The organism is Streptomyces sp. NPDC005648 (genome assembly GCF_040605395.1).
In the GTDB taxonomy this organism is placed as follows: Bacteria; Actinomycetota; Actinomycetes; order Streptomycetales; family Streptomycetaceae; genus Streptomyces.
The window spans coordinates 1-13609 of sequence record NZ_JBEXCS010000041.1 but is presented as its reverse complement, the minus strand read 5'-3'; the positions used below and the strand labels follow the sequence as shown (position 1 = coordinate 13609).

The window sequence follows — 13609 nt, the reverse complement described above, 5'->3', positions numbered from 1 at the left end:
GTCACCACATCAGCATGATCCCAAGTCGTGCCTGCGCACGGCCCCGGGCCGCGAGGATTCGACCACGAAGGCCAGCCGCGGCGGTGTCCTCGGGACGCCGCCGCTCCGAGGCGACCGCACCCGACGCGGCAGGGAGAGAGCGCTCATGCAGGTCCCCCTCTACCAGGCCAAGGCAGACTTCTTCCGCATGCTGGGGCATCCCGTGCGCATCAGGGTCCTGGAACTGCTCCAGCACGGGCCGGTCCCGGTGCGGGAGCTGCTCGCCGACATCGAGATCGAGCCCTCCAGCCTCTCCCAGCAGCTGGCGGTGCTGCGCCGCTCGGGGATCGTCGTGTCCATCCGGGAGGGTTCCACCGTCACCTACGCGCTCGCCGGCGGCGATGTGGCCGAACTGCTGCGCGCGGCCCGCCGCATCCTGACCGAGCTGCTCGCCGGGCAGAACGAGCTGCTCGCCGAGCTCCGGCAGGCCGACGCGGCTCCCGGTCGGGTGCCGACGAGCAGCCCGGGCTGAAGATGCCGGGGGTTGCTCCGCCCGAGTGGTGGATCCGTCCGGACGGTCGTAGCGTCGAAGCGGGGGAAACTGCCGGCGGCTCGTGGCGGGGAGCGGACATGCGCGGATACGCACTCACTTCGGCGGTGGCGCTCTGTTTCGCCGCGTCCCTGACGGCGGCCGCGGCGGCGCCTCCGTCCTCCGCCCGGGTGGCGACGGACACCGCCGCGCAGGCCGTACGGACGGTCCCGGCGCCGGTGCTCGTGGACTGCCTCTGGCATCCGCGGGTGCGTCCGGCCGACTTCGTGCTCGCCTGCGGCGACGGCAACAGCCGTCTGGCCTCGCTGCGTTGGACCCGTTGGGGGCAGGAGTCTGCGCGGGCGGAGGGCGTGAACTGGGTCAACGACTGCAAGCCGTACTGTGCGGCGGGCCGCTTCCACGAGTACGCCGTCGTCGTACGGCTGGATCACGTGCGGCCGTGGAAGAAGCACCCGCAGGTGCTCCACTACGACCGGATGACCCTGGTGTATCCCGGCAACCGGCCGGACTCGTTCCCGCGGACGGTGGTCTATCCGCTGTGGGACTGAGGCGGGTCGACGGGTGAGCGGCCCTGCGGGGACTCGCCCGCGGTGAGGTGTTCGAGCACCTCGACGAGTTCCTGGCAGGCCTGTTCCACCGAGCGTCTGGTGTGCAGCTGCTCGATGATCACGGCGGACAGGAGCAGCGCGGTCAGGGCCATCGCGCCGTTGAAGGCCTGCAGTTTGATCATCACCTCGACGCCGGTCAGGTGGGCGAAGGGGCCGACCTGGTTGGTCGCCGCGATCGTGGCCATCACGGAGGCGAAGAGCGCGCACAGCATGCTGCCGGCGAGCTGGAAGCGCAGGGCCGCCCAGATCAGCAGCGGATAGACGAGGAACAGCAGACTGACCGAGCTGTGGGTGACGAACGGGATGAGTCCGCAGGCGACGAGGGTCAGGCCCGCGGCCTCCTTCCAGCGGACGGTGCGCGGCGGCCAGTGGACGCGGCACAGCACCAGCAGGACCGGGGTGACGATCAGGACGCCCATCGCGTCGCCGGCCCACCACGTCGACCAGACGAGCCAGAAGCCGCTGCCGGCGAGCTTGCCGGTCAGGACGAGCAGGCCGGCGCCGGCGGTCGCGCTGACCAGCATGGCGGTCAGGGCGCCGAGGAAGACCAGCGCGAACCCGTCGCGCAGCCGGGCGAGGTCGAGGCGGAAGCCGACTCTGCGCAGCAGGTAGTAGGCGCACACGGGGGCGGCGGTGTTGCCCACCAGGGTGCCGATGACGGCGGGCTGGATGGCGGTGATCGACATGACGACGGCCAGGGCACCGAGGGCGATGCCCGGCCAGGAGCGCAGCCCGAACAGCAGCAGACAGGCCACTGCGACCCCGGTGGGCGGCCAGATGGGGGTGACGACCGCCCCGTCGACCACCAGCTGCCGCATCAGCCCCAGGCGCCCGGCCGCGAAATAGCAGGTGGCGACGGCCAGCGTCCACAGGACGAAGCCCACGGGCCGGCGCAGAACGTCGGTACTACCCACAGCAGCCATCAGACACCGAGGACGCCTTCTCTGCGAGGCGAGCGGTCGTGGCAGCGGTGGGACCGCCCTCGGCTACGTCTGGAGACCGAGCCCGTCATGTCCCACCACCAGTACCGCGGCGTCGTCCTCGTGGCCGACGCGTTCCGCCACCCTCATCACGGCCGCCGCGAGGGAGGCCGCCTCCATTCCGGCGACCGCCGCGATGCCGGCGAGCCGGACGACCTGGTCGAGGCCCTCGTCGACGCTCAGGGACGGGCCCTCGACGACACCGTCGGTCAGCAGGACGAAGACGCCGCCGGTGGTCAGGCGGTAGCGGGTGACGGGGAAGTCGACGCCCGGCTGGATGCCAAGCGGTGGGCCGCCCTCGTCCTCGGCGATACCGGAACGGCCGTCCGCCGTGGCCCAGATGTGCGGGACGTGTCCGGCCCGGGCGCTCTCCAGGACCCCGGTGGCCGGGTCGAGGCGCATGAAGGTGCAGGTCGCGAAGAGATCAGTGCCCAGGGAGAGAAGCAGGTCGTTGGTGCGGGCGAGGAGTTCTCCCGGCTCGCTGGTCACGGAGGCGAGGGCGCGCAGGCCCACCCGGACCTGCCCCATGAAGGCGGCGGCCTCGATGTTGTGGCCCTGCACATCGCCGATGGACAGCCCGATCCGCCCGTCGGGCATGGTGAAGGCGTCGTACCAGTCGCCGCCCACATTGAGGCCGTGGAAGGCGGGCGCGTAGCGGACGGCCAGATGGAAGCCCTCGGAGTGGGGCAGGTCCCGGGGCAGCATGCCGCGCTGCAGGGCGATCGCCAGCTCGACCCGCGAGCGCTGCAGCTCGGCGAGCTCCCGTGCCTGGGCGGTCAGCGAACCGAGTCTGGCGAGCAGCTCGTCGCCGTCCTCCGTCTCGCGTATGAGGGACATCCATCACTCCGGCGGGGCCGTGGGCCGTGGCCCCTTACGAACAAACCCCCGATTTCGGGCTTAAGAGGATGATAGCGACAGTGGGGAGTGGGCCGACGGGTCTCCGCCGGCCCACCTCACCGAGAGGCCACGGCCTCAGCCGCCGAGCGCCGCGTCCACCACGTCCTTGGCCTCCTCCTGCACCTGCCGCAGATGCTCGGCGCCGAGGAACGACTCGGCGTAGATCTTGTACACGTCCTCGGTGCCGGAAGGCCGGGCCGCGAACCACGCGTTCTCGGTGGTGACCTTGATGCCGCCGATGGCCGCGCCGTTGCCCGGCGCCTCGGTGAGGACGCCGGTGACGGCCTCCCCCGCGAGGGTGTCCGCGGTGACCTGGGCCGGCGACAGCTTCGCCAGCAGCGCCTTCTCCTCGCGGGACGCCGGGGCGTCGATGCGGGCGTACGCCGGCGCGCCGAAGCGGTCGGTCAGGGCCGCATAGTGCTCCGAGGGTGTCTTCCCGGTGACCGCGGTGATCTCGGAGGCGAGCAGCGCGAGGATGATGCCGTCCTTGTCGGTGGTCCACACGGAGCCGTCACGGCGCAGGAAGGACGCCCCCGCCGACTCCTCGCCACCGAATCCGATCGAGCCGTCGACCAGCCCGTCCACGAACCACTTGAACCCGACCGGCACCTCGTCCAGCCGGCGCCCCAGGTCGGCGGCGACCCGGTCGATCATCGAGGACGACACCAGGGTCTTGCCGACGCCGGCCTCGGCAGGCCACCGCTCCCGGTGGCTGTAGAGGTAGGAGATGGCCACGGCGAGGTAGTGGTTGGGGTTCATCAGGCCCGCGTCCGGGGTGACGATGCCGTGCCGGTCCGAGTCGGCGTCGTTGCCGGTGGCGATCCGGAACCGGTCGCGCTGCTCGATGAGTGAGGCCATCGCGTACGGCGACGAGCAGTCCATCCGGATCTTGCCGTCCCAGTCCAGCGTCATGAACCGCCAGGTGGGGTCGGTCAGCGGATTGACCACGGTCAGGTCGAGACGGTGCTGCTCGGCGATCCGGCCCCAGTAGGCGACCGACGCCCCGCCCAGCGGGTCGGCGCCGATACGGATGCCGGCGTCCCGGACCGCGTCCAGGTCGAGGACGTTCGGCAGGTCGGCGACGTACGCGCCGAGGAAGTCGTGGCGCCGGGTGGTCTCCGCGACGAGCGCCCGGGTGTACGGGATACGGCGTACGTCCTTCAGACCGCTCGCGATGATCTCGTTGGCCCGGTCCTGGATCCAGGACGTGGCGTCCGAGCCGGCCGGCCCGCCGCTCGGCGGGTTGTACTTGAAGCCGCCGTCGGCGGGCGGGTTGTGCGAGGGGGTGACCACCACGCCGTCGGCGAGGCCGGAGGTGCGGCCGCGGTTGTGGGTGAGGATGGCGAGCGAGACCGCCGGGGTGGGGGTGTAGCCGTCCGCGCTGTCGATGAGCACGGTGACCTCGTTGGCCGCGAACACCTCCAGCGCGGTGACCCGGGCGGGCTCGGACAGGGCGTGGGTGTCGGCGCCGAGGAAGAGCGGACCGTCGGTGCCCTGCCGGGCCCGGTACTCGCAGATCGCCTGGCTGGTGGCGGCGATGTGGTCGTCGTTGAACGCCGTGTTCATCGACGATCCGCGGTGCCCGGACGTACCGAACGCCACCCGCTGCCCCGGGTCGGCCGGGTCCGGGTGCAGCGCGTAGTACGCGGTGACCAGCCGGGCGACGTCGACGAGGTCCTCGGGGCCGGCCTTCCTGCCCGCTCGCTCGTGCTGCATGTGCCCGCTCCTCCACATCGGTTGACCAAAACGCTTGCCGCCCCATCCTCCCTCTTCATGGCGGCGGCAGGCGAGAGCGGATCAGTGACCGGGGCCGCCGAGCAGCGCGCACACGAAGTCCTCCTGGACGGCGCGCAGCCGTGCCAGCGACCGCGGGTCGGTGGACTGGGTGATCTGGCTGGTGACGGAGAAGGTCAGGGACCGGCGGCCGTCGGGGGTGGCGGCGGCCAGCTGGGTGTAGCCGGCGGTGTTGCCGGTGTGCCCGAGCACGACACCGCAGCGGGTGGTGTAGCGGAACAGGGCCAGTCCGGCGGAGTTGCTCCCGGGGCCCGCGGGCTCGGACGCGCCGGGGATCCAGTGCCGTTGCCGGCGCACGACGTCCGGGCCGAAGAGCGCGCCGCCCGCATAGCCGCGGATGAAGCGGTTCAGGTCGGCGGGTGTGGAGACGATACCGCCCGACGCCCAGGAGGCGGACGCGCTGAAGAGCTCGCTGACGTCCTCCGGCGGCGCGGGCGGGGCGACGGCGTACCCGTGCAGATAGGGCCGGGGCATCCGGTACCCCTGCGGGAGGCTGGTGCCGTGCAGGTCGAGGGGCCGGTAGACGAGTTCACGCAGCAGCTGCTCGTACGGCGTCCCCGTCACCGCCTCCGCCATCAGTGCGACGGCGATGTTGTCGGAGTTGGAGTAGTGGTAGCGGCTGCCCGCGGGGAACAGGAGGGGCTCGTCGGCCACGAAGTCCAGCAGGTGGTGGGGGTCGAAGCGGTGGTGCGGGTCGGCCGTGAGGATCTGCCGGAACTCCGGGTCGTCGGAGTAGTCGGGCAGACCGCTGGTGTGGTTCAGGAGCTGGCGCAGGGTCACCGGGTGCCAGGCTGCCGGAAGTCGGGGCAGTCTGCGGCCGATGGTGTCGTCCAGGCCGAGGTCGTGGCTGTCGACGAGGGTGAGGGCGACCGCGCCGCTGAACGCCTTGGCCACGCTGGCGATGCGCATGTGGTCGTCGATCTGCGGCTTGCGGCCGGTGGCGAGGTCGGCGACTCCGGCGCGCACCACGCGCCGCCGGCCGTCGCGTTGCAGGACCACGACGGCACCCGGCGGTCCGCCCGGGGCGTGGACCAGGTCCTCGAGCTCCCGGCGCAGGTCGGTGTCGTTCGGACCGTGGGTGGCGGCGGCGCTCGGGGCGGCCGGACTCAGCGCGGCCAGACAGGCGACGACGGCACAGGCGACAGCACGCAAGGGCATGGGTTCTCCCTGGGGGACGGAAGGGCGAGCGCACGCCAGCCTTCCCCGCCGCCGCGCGCCCAGCCTCCCGTGCTGCTGCATCCGGCCCAAATACCTCAGCCGGCCCACATGCCGCACATCTCGACCGGCGTCACCTTCATCGCCCGCCCGGCCGGCGCGGTGTCAGGACTGTTCCGCTCCGACCAGGGTGCGGACCTCGAACTCGTCGTAGGTGTCCTCCGTTTCGCCTCGGCCCAGTACGGTGCCGAGCCAGCCGAGGAGGAAGCCGGCCGGGATCGAGACGATGCCCGGGTTCTGCAGCGGGAACCAGGCGAAATCGGCATGCGGGTAGAGCGAGGCCGGGGTGGAGGAGACCACCGGCGAGAAGATCACCAACAGGACCGAGGTGAGCAGGCCGCCGCAGAGGCTGAGCAGCGCTCCGGTCGCGTTGAAGCGCCGCCAGAACAGGGTGTAGACGAGGGTGGGCAGCAGGGCGGAGGCGGCGATGGCGAAGGCGAGGAAGGCCAGGGTCGCGGTGTTGGCTCCCCAGGAGACCAGCGCGAGCAGAATGCCCAGGACGCCGATGACGACCGCGGCGAGACGGGCGACGAGGAGTTCCTCCTTCTCCTCGGCCCTGCCCTTGCGGATGACCTCGCCGTAGAGGTCGTGCGCGAGGGAGGTGGCCGCGGCGAGGGTGAGGCCGGACGCCACGGCCAGCAGGGTGACGAAGGCGAGGCAGGACAGCAGGGCGGTGAGGACGCCGCCGCCGAGGGCGTGCGCCAGCAGCAGGACGGCCGCGTCGCCCTTGCGGTCGGTGCCCGCGATGGTCTCCCGGCCGACGACGGCCGTGGCACCGAGACCGAGGATGCCGGCCGCCAGGCAGACCAGTCCCACCAGGCCCATCGCCCAGACGACGGAGGAACGCAGGACGCCGACGGTACGGGGAGCCAGCAGGCGCATCATGATGTGCGGCAGCGCGGCGAGCCCGAGGACGATGGCGAGTTCGAGGCTGAAGAAGTCGAGCTTGCTGGTGGTGCTGCCGCCGTAGCGCAGACCGGGTTCCAGGAAGCGGGTGCCCAGGCCGCTGTTGTCCGCGGCGGCGCCGAGCAGGGCGTTGATGTTCCAGTGGAAGTGGTGCAGCACCAGCACGGCGGTCACGGTGACCCCGGAGATCACCATCACGGCCTTCACGACCTGGATGAACGTGGCTCCGGGCATGCCGCCGATCGCCGCGTACACGATGACGATGGTGCCGATGACCGCCACGCACAGAGTGCGGGTGGTCGCGCTGGGTTCTCCGGTGAACTGGGTCAGCAGGGCGACACTGCCGACGAGTTGGGCCACCAGGTAGAGCGTGGTGACGGCGAGGGTGCACAGGGAGAGGGCGAGCCGGACCGGCCGGTGGCCCTGCGGAAGGCGCAGGGCGAGAGTGTCCCCGAGGGTGAACTTGCCCGCGTTGCGCAGGGGTTCGGCGATCAGCAGCAGGACCGTCGTCCAGGCGACGGCGGTGCCGCCGAGGTAGAGCAGTCCGTCGTAGCCGTTGAGGGCGACCAGGCCGGTGCTGCCGAGGAGCGTGGCGGCGGAGATGTAGTCACCGCACATCGCGAGGCCGTTGCGCAGCGGGGTCATCGTGCGGTTGCCGAGATAGAACTCGCTGATCTCGTCGCGCTGCGGGGCGGTCAGCAGCGCGGTGAACAGGGTCACCACGACGACGGAGAGGAACAGCAGGAACGTCAGCTGCAGACTGAACCGGTCGCCGACGCCGGCGGCGGTCGTCACCATGTGCGGTATCCCTCGGTGCGGTACTGGTGGGGCTCGGTGGGATGCTGTCGCCGGCTCTCGCCGGGGCGGGTGCGAGGCGTGCAGCGAAAGCCCCGGACGACCGGGTCGACACGGGTGCGCATATGGACGACATAGCGCCGGGCGATGACGGCCATCAGCACGAACTGGCCGAGGCCCAGGGCCAGGCCGAGGGTGAGATGGCCGCTGAGGGAACTGTTCATCAGGCCGGGCGTGAAACTCGACAGCAGTACGTACAACAGGAACCCACCGACGGCGATCACCGTCATTCGCACACCGGTCCGACGGTGCGCGCGGCGCAGCGCCTGGAATTCAGGATTGTCGGATATCGCCTGCTGTTGCACTTCATCGACTCCGGCGCCGGAAAAACGCGGCGGCGACTCAAATCCTTCATGGTTTCTTGACACCAGAGCACCTTCTTCGCTGCTTCGGGTCGCACACGTCCAGCTCACGGAGGCAGGGAGGCAGGCTGGAGTCAGTTCTCGTGCGTATGTTGTGGGGGGTCGGTGAATCCGAAACCACTGCATTCCGGATTCGGGAGCGCCATAGCGCCATGGCGCGACTGGAAGCCGGAGTATTGCAGCGTGTCGATTAAACAATCAACCGTGCGGATGGGTGGTTTCCCGCAGCTGGCTCATTCACGTGCTCCACCGCAGGCGGAATACGCCACTCCGCCCGCAATAAGCAGGGGCGGCGGAAATAGTCCGTACCTGTGCGCCGGTCAGGCTGTCTCAAATCCTGCGCACAGGAAGGGAGTCGACGGTCAGTCCGTCAGTGCCGCCGCGAGGGTCGCCCCCAGCTCCCAGCAGGCCTCCAGATCGGCCTTGCCCGGCTCGCCGGTCACCGTCACGGCTTGGGCGGCGGTGCGCCAGCCGAGGCCGGTCGCGATGGACTCGACGGCGCGGACCGCGCCGGTGACATCGCTGCCGCCGTGCACGTAGTACCCGTAGGGCCTGCCCCGGGTGGCGTCCAGACACGGGTAGTAGATCTGGTCGAAGAAGTGCTTGAGGGCCCCGGACATGTACCCGATGTTGGCCGGGGTGCCCAGCAGACAGGCGTCGGCGGACAGGACGTCCGAGGCGGAGGCCGACAGCGCGGGACGCCGTACGACCTCGACGCCTTCGATCTCCGGCGCGGTCGCCCCGGACACGACGGCCTCCAGCATGGCCTGGCAGTGCGGCGAGGGCGTGTGATGCACGATCAGCAGGGTGGGCACACCCCGAACCCTGCCGTCGGGTGACGCCCCACGCAAGCGGCGCGCGGACCGGCAACCCGGTCCGCGCGCCCCATGTCACTGCGTCACTGCGTCACTGCGTCACTGCGTCACTGCGTCACTGCGTCAGCGCAGGATGGTGCGCTTCGTGCGGGCCAGCACGATCAGGCCGGCGATCAGGAGGACGGTGCCGGCCGCGGCCGGCCACAGCGAGGTCCCGGTCTCCGCCAAGTTGCCCTGGACCGCCTGGGGTTCGGTCTGTCCGGCGGCCTGGGCGTCGCTCCCGCCGGGCGCCTGGGACTGGACGGAACCGCCGGTGACGGAGCCGTTGGCGTCCGAACCGCCCTGGGCCTGCGCGGCCACGGTGCTCTTGGAGGGCGAGGGCTTCGCGTAGACCTTGGGCTGGGCCGTGCTGGACAGGGTGGGTTCGTCGTTGTTCGCAGGCTGGTCGGTCCCCGGCGCGTTCGCGGTGGGCTGCGAACCCTGGTCGCCGGAGCCGCTGCCCGCATTGCCGTTGTCCGACCCGGCGCCCGAGTTGCCGTCGCCGGATCCGCTGCCGGAGTTCCCCTTGTCGGAGCCGCTGCCCGAACCGCCCTTGCCTGAGCCCGCGTTGTCGTCACCGGCGGGCGGAGTGGTGGGGTTCCCGGTGGGCTGCGCGGTGGGCTGACCGCCGGGTTCGCCCGGGTTGTCGGTGGGCTGGTCCGTCGGCTGCTCGCTCGGCGGCTGGGTGGCGTTCCCGTCCGAGCCGCCCGGGTCCTCACCCGTGCCGGTGCCGCAGTTGCGGCCGCCGTTGATGCAGGAGACGACCTCCGTCATCAGGCCCTCGTCGAAGACGTTGATGAAGTCGCCGTGGTCGGTGACCGGCTTGTGGAGCTGCTCCGGGAAGGAGTCGACGGCGAACAGCGGGGTCGTACGGCCGCCGTCCTGGAGGCTGGGTGCCCGCACGTCGTAGACGATGCGCTGGACCAGCTGCGGGATGGCCTCGAAGCCGTTCGGGCAGTTGCCCGCCGCGTCCTCGAACGCCACATGGGTGCGGTGGTTGGCGCTGTCGATGTTGCGGCCGTCCCAGCAGCTCTGGAAGCGGAAGGTGCGCACCACGTCGCTGCCCTGCGGGCACAGCGGGTACTTGTCCTTGAGCTGCCGGTCCTCGAACCCGGTGCAGCTCCAGGACGCGTTGGCGTTGGCCGGGCCGTTGACGAAGGCCTTCGCGTCACCGGTGATGATGCGCAGCAGCCGGGGCATCTCCGTGACCTGGCTGCGCGGGCTGCCGATGAAGGTCATGGTGACCTCCTTGGGCGTCACGATCTGACCGGCGTTGCCCTCGATGCCACCGCCGGGCGAGCCCGCGTCCTTGTCCTGGGTGCCGTTCTGCAGACGCAGGACCGGCCAGTAGTACGTGGACTTGTCGCCCTGGTTCTCGCAGCTGGTGTCGGCCTTGGCGAGGTCGTCGTCGCTGGCGAAGGCGTTGTTGGACTGGTTGCCGATGTAGTCGTGGAAGTGGTGGGCGCCGTTGGAGACACCGGGGGCGACGATCACGTTGTCGGAGTTGCGCAGTCCGTTGGCGTTCACCCCGCAGCTGGTGGTGAAGGTGCCCTTGGAGGCGAAGGTGTTCAGGTCCGGCGCCGGGGAGTTGGGCTGGACGGTGTTGATGTCCTGGTAGTCCCCGACGACCGGGCCGTTGCCGGCCTGGCCTCCGTTGCCGCCCTGTTGACCCCCGTTCTGCTGACCCCCGTTCTGCTGACCGCCGTTCTGCTGGTCTTGCTGCCCCTGCTGCTGGCCGCCCTGCGAACTCTGGCCGCCGTTCTGGTCGTTCCAGGTCCGCAGGGAGCAGTCCGCCATGGAGTCGAGCCCCTGAGGACGCTGTCCGGCCCGCTCCATGGCACCGCCGATGCGGTCGAGCGACTCGGTCCGCTTCTCCTTCAGCGGCTTCATCACCGTGTCGTCGGTGTAGCCGCTGTCCTGACGCTGCTCGGGGGTCGCCGCCTGCAACCGCTGATAGGCCTCCGCTATCTGCTGGTCCATCGAGGCGAGTTCCTTGTCGACGTCGGCACGCGCCCCGTCCGGCATCTGCGTCAGCTTGTCGCCGACGTCCGGACAGTCGATCGTGCCGGCCGCGGCACTGCGTGTCGTCGGCTGGTCGGAGCCCGAACCGCCTTCCGTCGCGGAGGCGTAGACGTTGGCCGCAACCAGGCCGCCGCCGCCCAGCATCAGCGCGAATGCCGCGAAGGTGGCGCGGCGTGGGCCTGTTGGGCGTCGGCGCGAGTTTCGTGCCACGAGAGTTCTCCTACTGCGTCTGACGGTCGGGCATGGAAATCCCTCGCCCCATACGGACGGCGGCGCCCGTGTGTTCAACCGCCTCACGGATTCATAGAAACCTCTCAGAACCTGTGTGTCCCCGCTGGTGCCGGGGACGCCGATTGCCGCCGCCCGGACCGGGAACCCGGCAGGAGCCGTTCGCACCGACTGGTCTGGAGAACGTCATGAGTCTCTTGCGCACGACGGGCCGCCCCCTGCTCGCCTCGATGTTCGTGGCCGGCGGCCTGCGGTCCCTCACCTCACCCGAAGAGGTCGCCCCGCTAGCGGAGCCGGTCGTCCAGCCGGTCACCGAACACGTTCCGCCGCTGCTGGACAGGACCGACCAGGTCGTACGGCTCAGCGGGGCCGTGCAGGTGGCCGCGGGCATCCTGCTCGGACTCGGCCGGCTGCCCCGGCTGTCCGCGCTGGCGATCGCTGCGACGCTGGTGCCCACCACGGTGGCGGGCCACCGTTTCTGGGAGGAGGAGGACCCCGCCGACCGGGCCCAGCAGCGCATCCACTTCCTCAAGAATCTGTCCATGCTGGGCGGTCTGCTGATCGCCGCCGACGACACGGCGGGGGCACCGTCGCTGCTGTGGCGAAGCCGGCACGCCGCCCGCGATGTGCGGCGCGACGCGCGGCTGGTGCGGCGGACCGTACGCGCCACCGCGCGCCCGGCCGCGGCGACCGGCGGCCTCAGGGCCAAGCTCTCCGCCTGACGGACGCGACACCTTCACCACCGGAGGCGGCACCTTCACCACCGGCGACCCCCACGGCGTCCAGGCGGAGTACCGGGCGATGATCCTCGCGTTCGAACTCGCGAGGCGAACCCCGCGCACCGCCCGGCGAGCCGACACCGATCCCGCACGGGGTCGGGACCGTTCACCCCGGCCACGCCTGACGGCACCGGCCACCATCGGCTCCAGGGGCGCCCCCCATCCCGGCAGCAGGCCGCCCTGGCGTTCGCCTCTCCCTCCACCGTCCCACGCAGGCCCTTGTCTGAAGATCGCCGCGGCTCGTACGCGCGTTCCCTACGATGAGGCGGTGACGAGTAACACCTCCACCCGCCACGGCGTCGACGAGGACGCGCGGTCGACCGCGGTCCCCGACCCCCGCTCCTGGGCCGGCCGGCTGCAGCGCTTCGGTCATGTCGCGCGCCCCCGCACCGACACCCGCGAGCGTCTGGTCCCGCCCTTCCCGCAGCCGTCGCCCCGTCTGCGGGCGTTGCTGGGCAGAGGGCCCTGGCCCGCGGACCGGGTGACCGGGGTGATGGGCTGGCTGGGGCCGATCCTCGTCGCCGTGTTCGCCGGGGTGCTGCGGTTCTGGCGGCTGGGCAGTCCGCGGGCGGTCGTCTTCGACGAGACGTACTACGCGAAGGACGCCTGGTCGATGCTGCGGCTCGGCTACGAGGGCAGCTGGCCGGACCGCAAGATCGCCGATCCGCAGATCCTCGCGCACCCCCAGGTGATCTCGCTGTCCGACCCCGGCGCGTTCGTCGCGCATCCGCCGTTCGGCAAGTGGGTGATCGCCATCGGGGAGGCGCTGTTCGGTCTCGACCCGTTCGGCTGGAGGTTCATGACGGCGGCGCTCGGCACTCTGTCGGTTCTCATGCTGTGCCGAACAGGGCGCCGCCTGTTCCGTTCGACGGCGCTGGGCTGTCTTGCCGGGGCGCTGCTGGCCATCGACGGTCTGCACTACGTGATGAGCCGCACCGCCCTGCTCGATCTGGTCGTCATGTTCTTCTCCCTGGCGGCTTTCGGCTGTCTTCTCGTCGACCGCGACCGGGCACGGGCCCGGCTGGCGGCCGCCCTCCCCCTCGACGGCGACGGCTTCGCCCGCCCGGACCACAACGCCGGCACGTACACGGGCATGGGCCCGCGCCCCTGGCGGGTCGCGGCCGGAGTCTTCCTGGGCCTGGCGGCGGCGAGCAAGTGGAACGGCCTGTACTTCCTGGTCTTCTTCATCGCCCTGACCGTGCTGTGGGACGTGGGCTCGCGCCGGGTGGCCGGGGCATGGTTCCCCTACCGGGCGGTGCTGCGCAAGGACCTCGGATGGTCGGTGCTGTCGCTGGTGCCGGTCGCGCTGGTGACGTATCTGGCGACCTGGACGGGCTGGTTCCTGTCCGACAAGGGCTACGGCCGGCACTGGGCCGACGGCCGCGGCGGCACCTGGTCGTGGATTCCGGCCCCACTGCGCAGCCTGTGGCACTACGAACACGCCGTCTACCAGTTCAACGTGGGACTGCACACCCCGCACCGCTACCTCCAGCTCCCGCAGATAGCGCAGCCGCTCCTCGATCGTGCGCAGCTGCGCGTCGTCGAGCATCTCGGTCGCTTCCTTGCGGTAGCGGGCGATG

Annotated in this window: 11 protein-coding genes and 1 pseudogene; 4 read left to right on the top strand and 8 right to left on the bottom strand. The window is 71.0% G+C overall.

The annotated features are described in order from the left end of the window. Nucleotides 1-145 precede the first annotated feature (145 nt). On the top strand, nucleotides 146-511 hold the full coding sequence (locus tag ABZT17_RS23290) for a metalloregulator ArsR/SmtB family transcription factor (protein WP_356351489.1): 366 nt from the start codon (nucleotides 146-148) through the stop codon (nucleotides 509-511). A 98-nt stretch (nucleotides 512-609) separates the two neighbouring features. Further along, nucleotides 610-1077 (top strand): hypothetical protein, encoded by a 468-nt coding sequence (locus ABZT17_RS23285; protein WP_356351488.1) that lies wholly within the window; start codon nucleotides 610-612, stop codon nucleotides 1075-1077. Here the strand turns inward: ABZT17_RS23285 and ABZT17_RS23280 are convergent. The 8 genes from ABZT17_RS23280 to ABZT17_RS23245 form a co-directional block, all read right to left on the bottom strand. Beyond that, nucleotides 1059-2060, bottom strand: coding sequence for an MASE1 domain-containing protein (locus ABZT17_RS23280; protein ID WP_356351487.1), 1002 nt, complete (start codon nucleotides 2058-2060; stop codon nucleotides 1059-1061). The genes ABZT17_RS23285 and ABZT17_RS23280 overlap by 19 nt on opposite strands. Before the next feature lie 63 nt (nucleotides 2061-2123). After that, nucleotides 2124-2954 (bottom strand): PP2C family protein-serine/threonine phosphatase, encoded by an 831-nt coding sequence (locus tag ABZT17_RS23275; protein ID WP_356351486.1) that lies wholly within the window; start codon nucleotides 2952-2954, stop codon nucleotides 2124-2126. 135 nt (nucleotides 2955-3089) lie between these two features. Next, complete coding sequence (gene pgm / locus ABZT17_RS23270) at nucleotides 3090-4730, bottom strand: phosphoglucomutase (alpha-D-glucose-1,6-bisphosphate-dependent) (RefSeq protein ID WP_356351485.1); 1641 nt, start codon at nucleotides 4728-4730, stop codon at nucleotides 3090-3092. 81 nt (nucleotides 4731-4811) lie between these two features. After that, on the bottom strand, nucleotides 4812-5966 hold the full coding sequence (locus ABZT17_RS23265) for a serine hydrolase domain-containing protein (protein WP_356351484.1): 1155 nt from the start codon (nucleotides 5964-5966) through the stop codon (nucleotides 4812-4814). Between the two features lie 162 nt (nucleotides 5967-6128). After that, the gene (locus ABZT17_RS23260) at nucleotides 6129-7727 is read right to left on the bottom strand and encodes a cation acetate symporter (RefSeq protein ID WP_356351483.1); all 1599 of its coding nucleotides are present in this window, start codon (nucleotides 7725-7727) and stop codon (nucleotides 6129-6131) included. Next, nucleotides 7721-8272 (bottom strand): DUF485 domain-containing protein, encoded by a 552-nt coding sequence (locus ABZT17_RS23255; RefSeq protein ID WP_356351482.1) that lies wholly within the window; start codon nucleotides 8270-8272, stop codon nucleotides 7721-7723. The genes ABZT17_RS23260 and ABZT17_RS23255 overlap by 7 nt, the downstream gene beginning before the upstream one ends. Nucleotides 8273-8508: 236 nt before the next feature. Next, complete coding sequence (locus tag ABZT17_RS23250; protein WP_356351481.1) at nucleotides 8509-8961, bottom strand: flavodoxin family protein; 453 nt, start codon at nucleotides 8959-8961, stop codon at nucleotides 8509-8511. Nucleotides 8962-9084: 123 nt separating this feature from the next. Next, on the bottom strand, nucleotides 9085-11232 hold the full coding sequence (locus tag ABZT17_RS23245; protein ID WP_356351480.1) for a DUF1996 domain-containing protein: 2148 nt from the start codon (nucleotides 11230-11232) through the stop codon (nucleotides 9085-9087). Between the two features lie 206 nt (nucleotides 11233-11438). On the opposite strand from ABZT17_RS23245, the gene ABZT17_RS23240 reads away from it, so the two are divergent. Both ABZT17_RS23240 and ABZT17_RS23235 read left to right on the top strand, forming a co-directional pair. Further along, nucleotides 11439-11972, top strand: a complete 534-nt coding sequence (locus ABZT17_RS23240) for a DoxX family protein (protein WP_356351479.1) — start codon at nucleotides 11439-11441, stop codon at nucleotides 11970-11972. Nucleotides 11973-12297: 325 nt separating this feature from the next. After that, a pseudogene (locus tag ABZT17_RS23235) lies at nucleotides 12298-13515 on the top strand (phospholipid carrier-dependent glycosyltransferase); the annotation flags it as partial. Nucleotides 13516-13609: the final 94 nt, after the last annotated feature.

Coding starts and splice junctions, on each gene's coding strand:
- ABZT17_RS23280 (WP_356351487.1), bottom strand. CDS start 2,060: ATGGCTGCTGTGGGTAGTACCGACGTTCTGCGCCGGCCCGTGGGCTTC.
- ABZT17_RS23265 (WP_356351484.1), bottom strand. CDS start 5,966: ATGCCCTTGCGTGCTGTCGCCTGTGCCGTCGTCGCCTGTCTGGCCGCG.
- ABZT17_RS23255 (WP_356351482.1), bottom strand. CDS start 8,272: ATGCAGTGGTTTCGGATTCACCGACCCCCCACAACATACGCACGAGAA.
- pgm (WP_356351485.1), bottom strand. CDS start 4,730: ATGCAGCACGAGCGAGCGGGCAGGAAGGCCGGCCCCGAGGACCTCGTC.
- ABZT17_RS23285 (WP_356351488.1), top strand. CDS start 610: ATGCGCGGATACGCACTCACTTCGGCGGTGGCGCTCTGTTTCGCCGCG.
- ABZT17_RS23290 (WP_356351489.1), top strand. CDS start 146: ATGCAGGTCCCCCTCTACCAGGCCAAGGCAGACTTCTTCCGCATGCTG.
- ABZT17_RS23260 (WP_356351483.1), bottom strand. CDS start 7,727: ATGGTGACGACCGCCGCCGGCGTCGGCGACCGGTTCAGTCTGCAGCTG.
- ABZT17_RS23275 (WP_356351486.1), bottom strand. CDS start 2,954: ATGTCCCTCATACGCGAGACGGAGGACGGCGACGAGCTGCTCGCCAGA.
- ABZT17_RS23240 (WP_356351479.1), top strand. CDS start 11,439: ATGAGTCTCTTGCGCACGACGGGCCGCCCCCTGCTCGCCTCGATGTTC.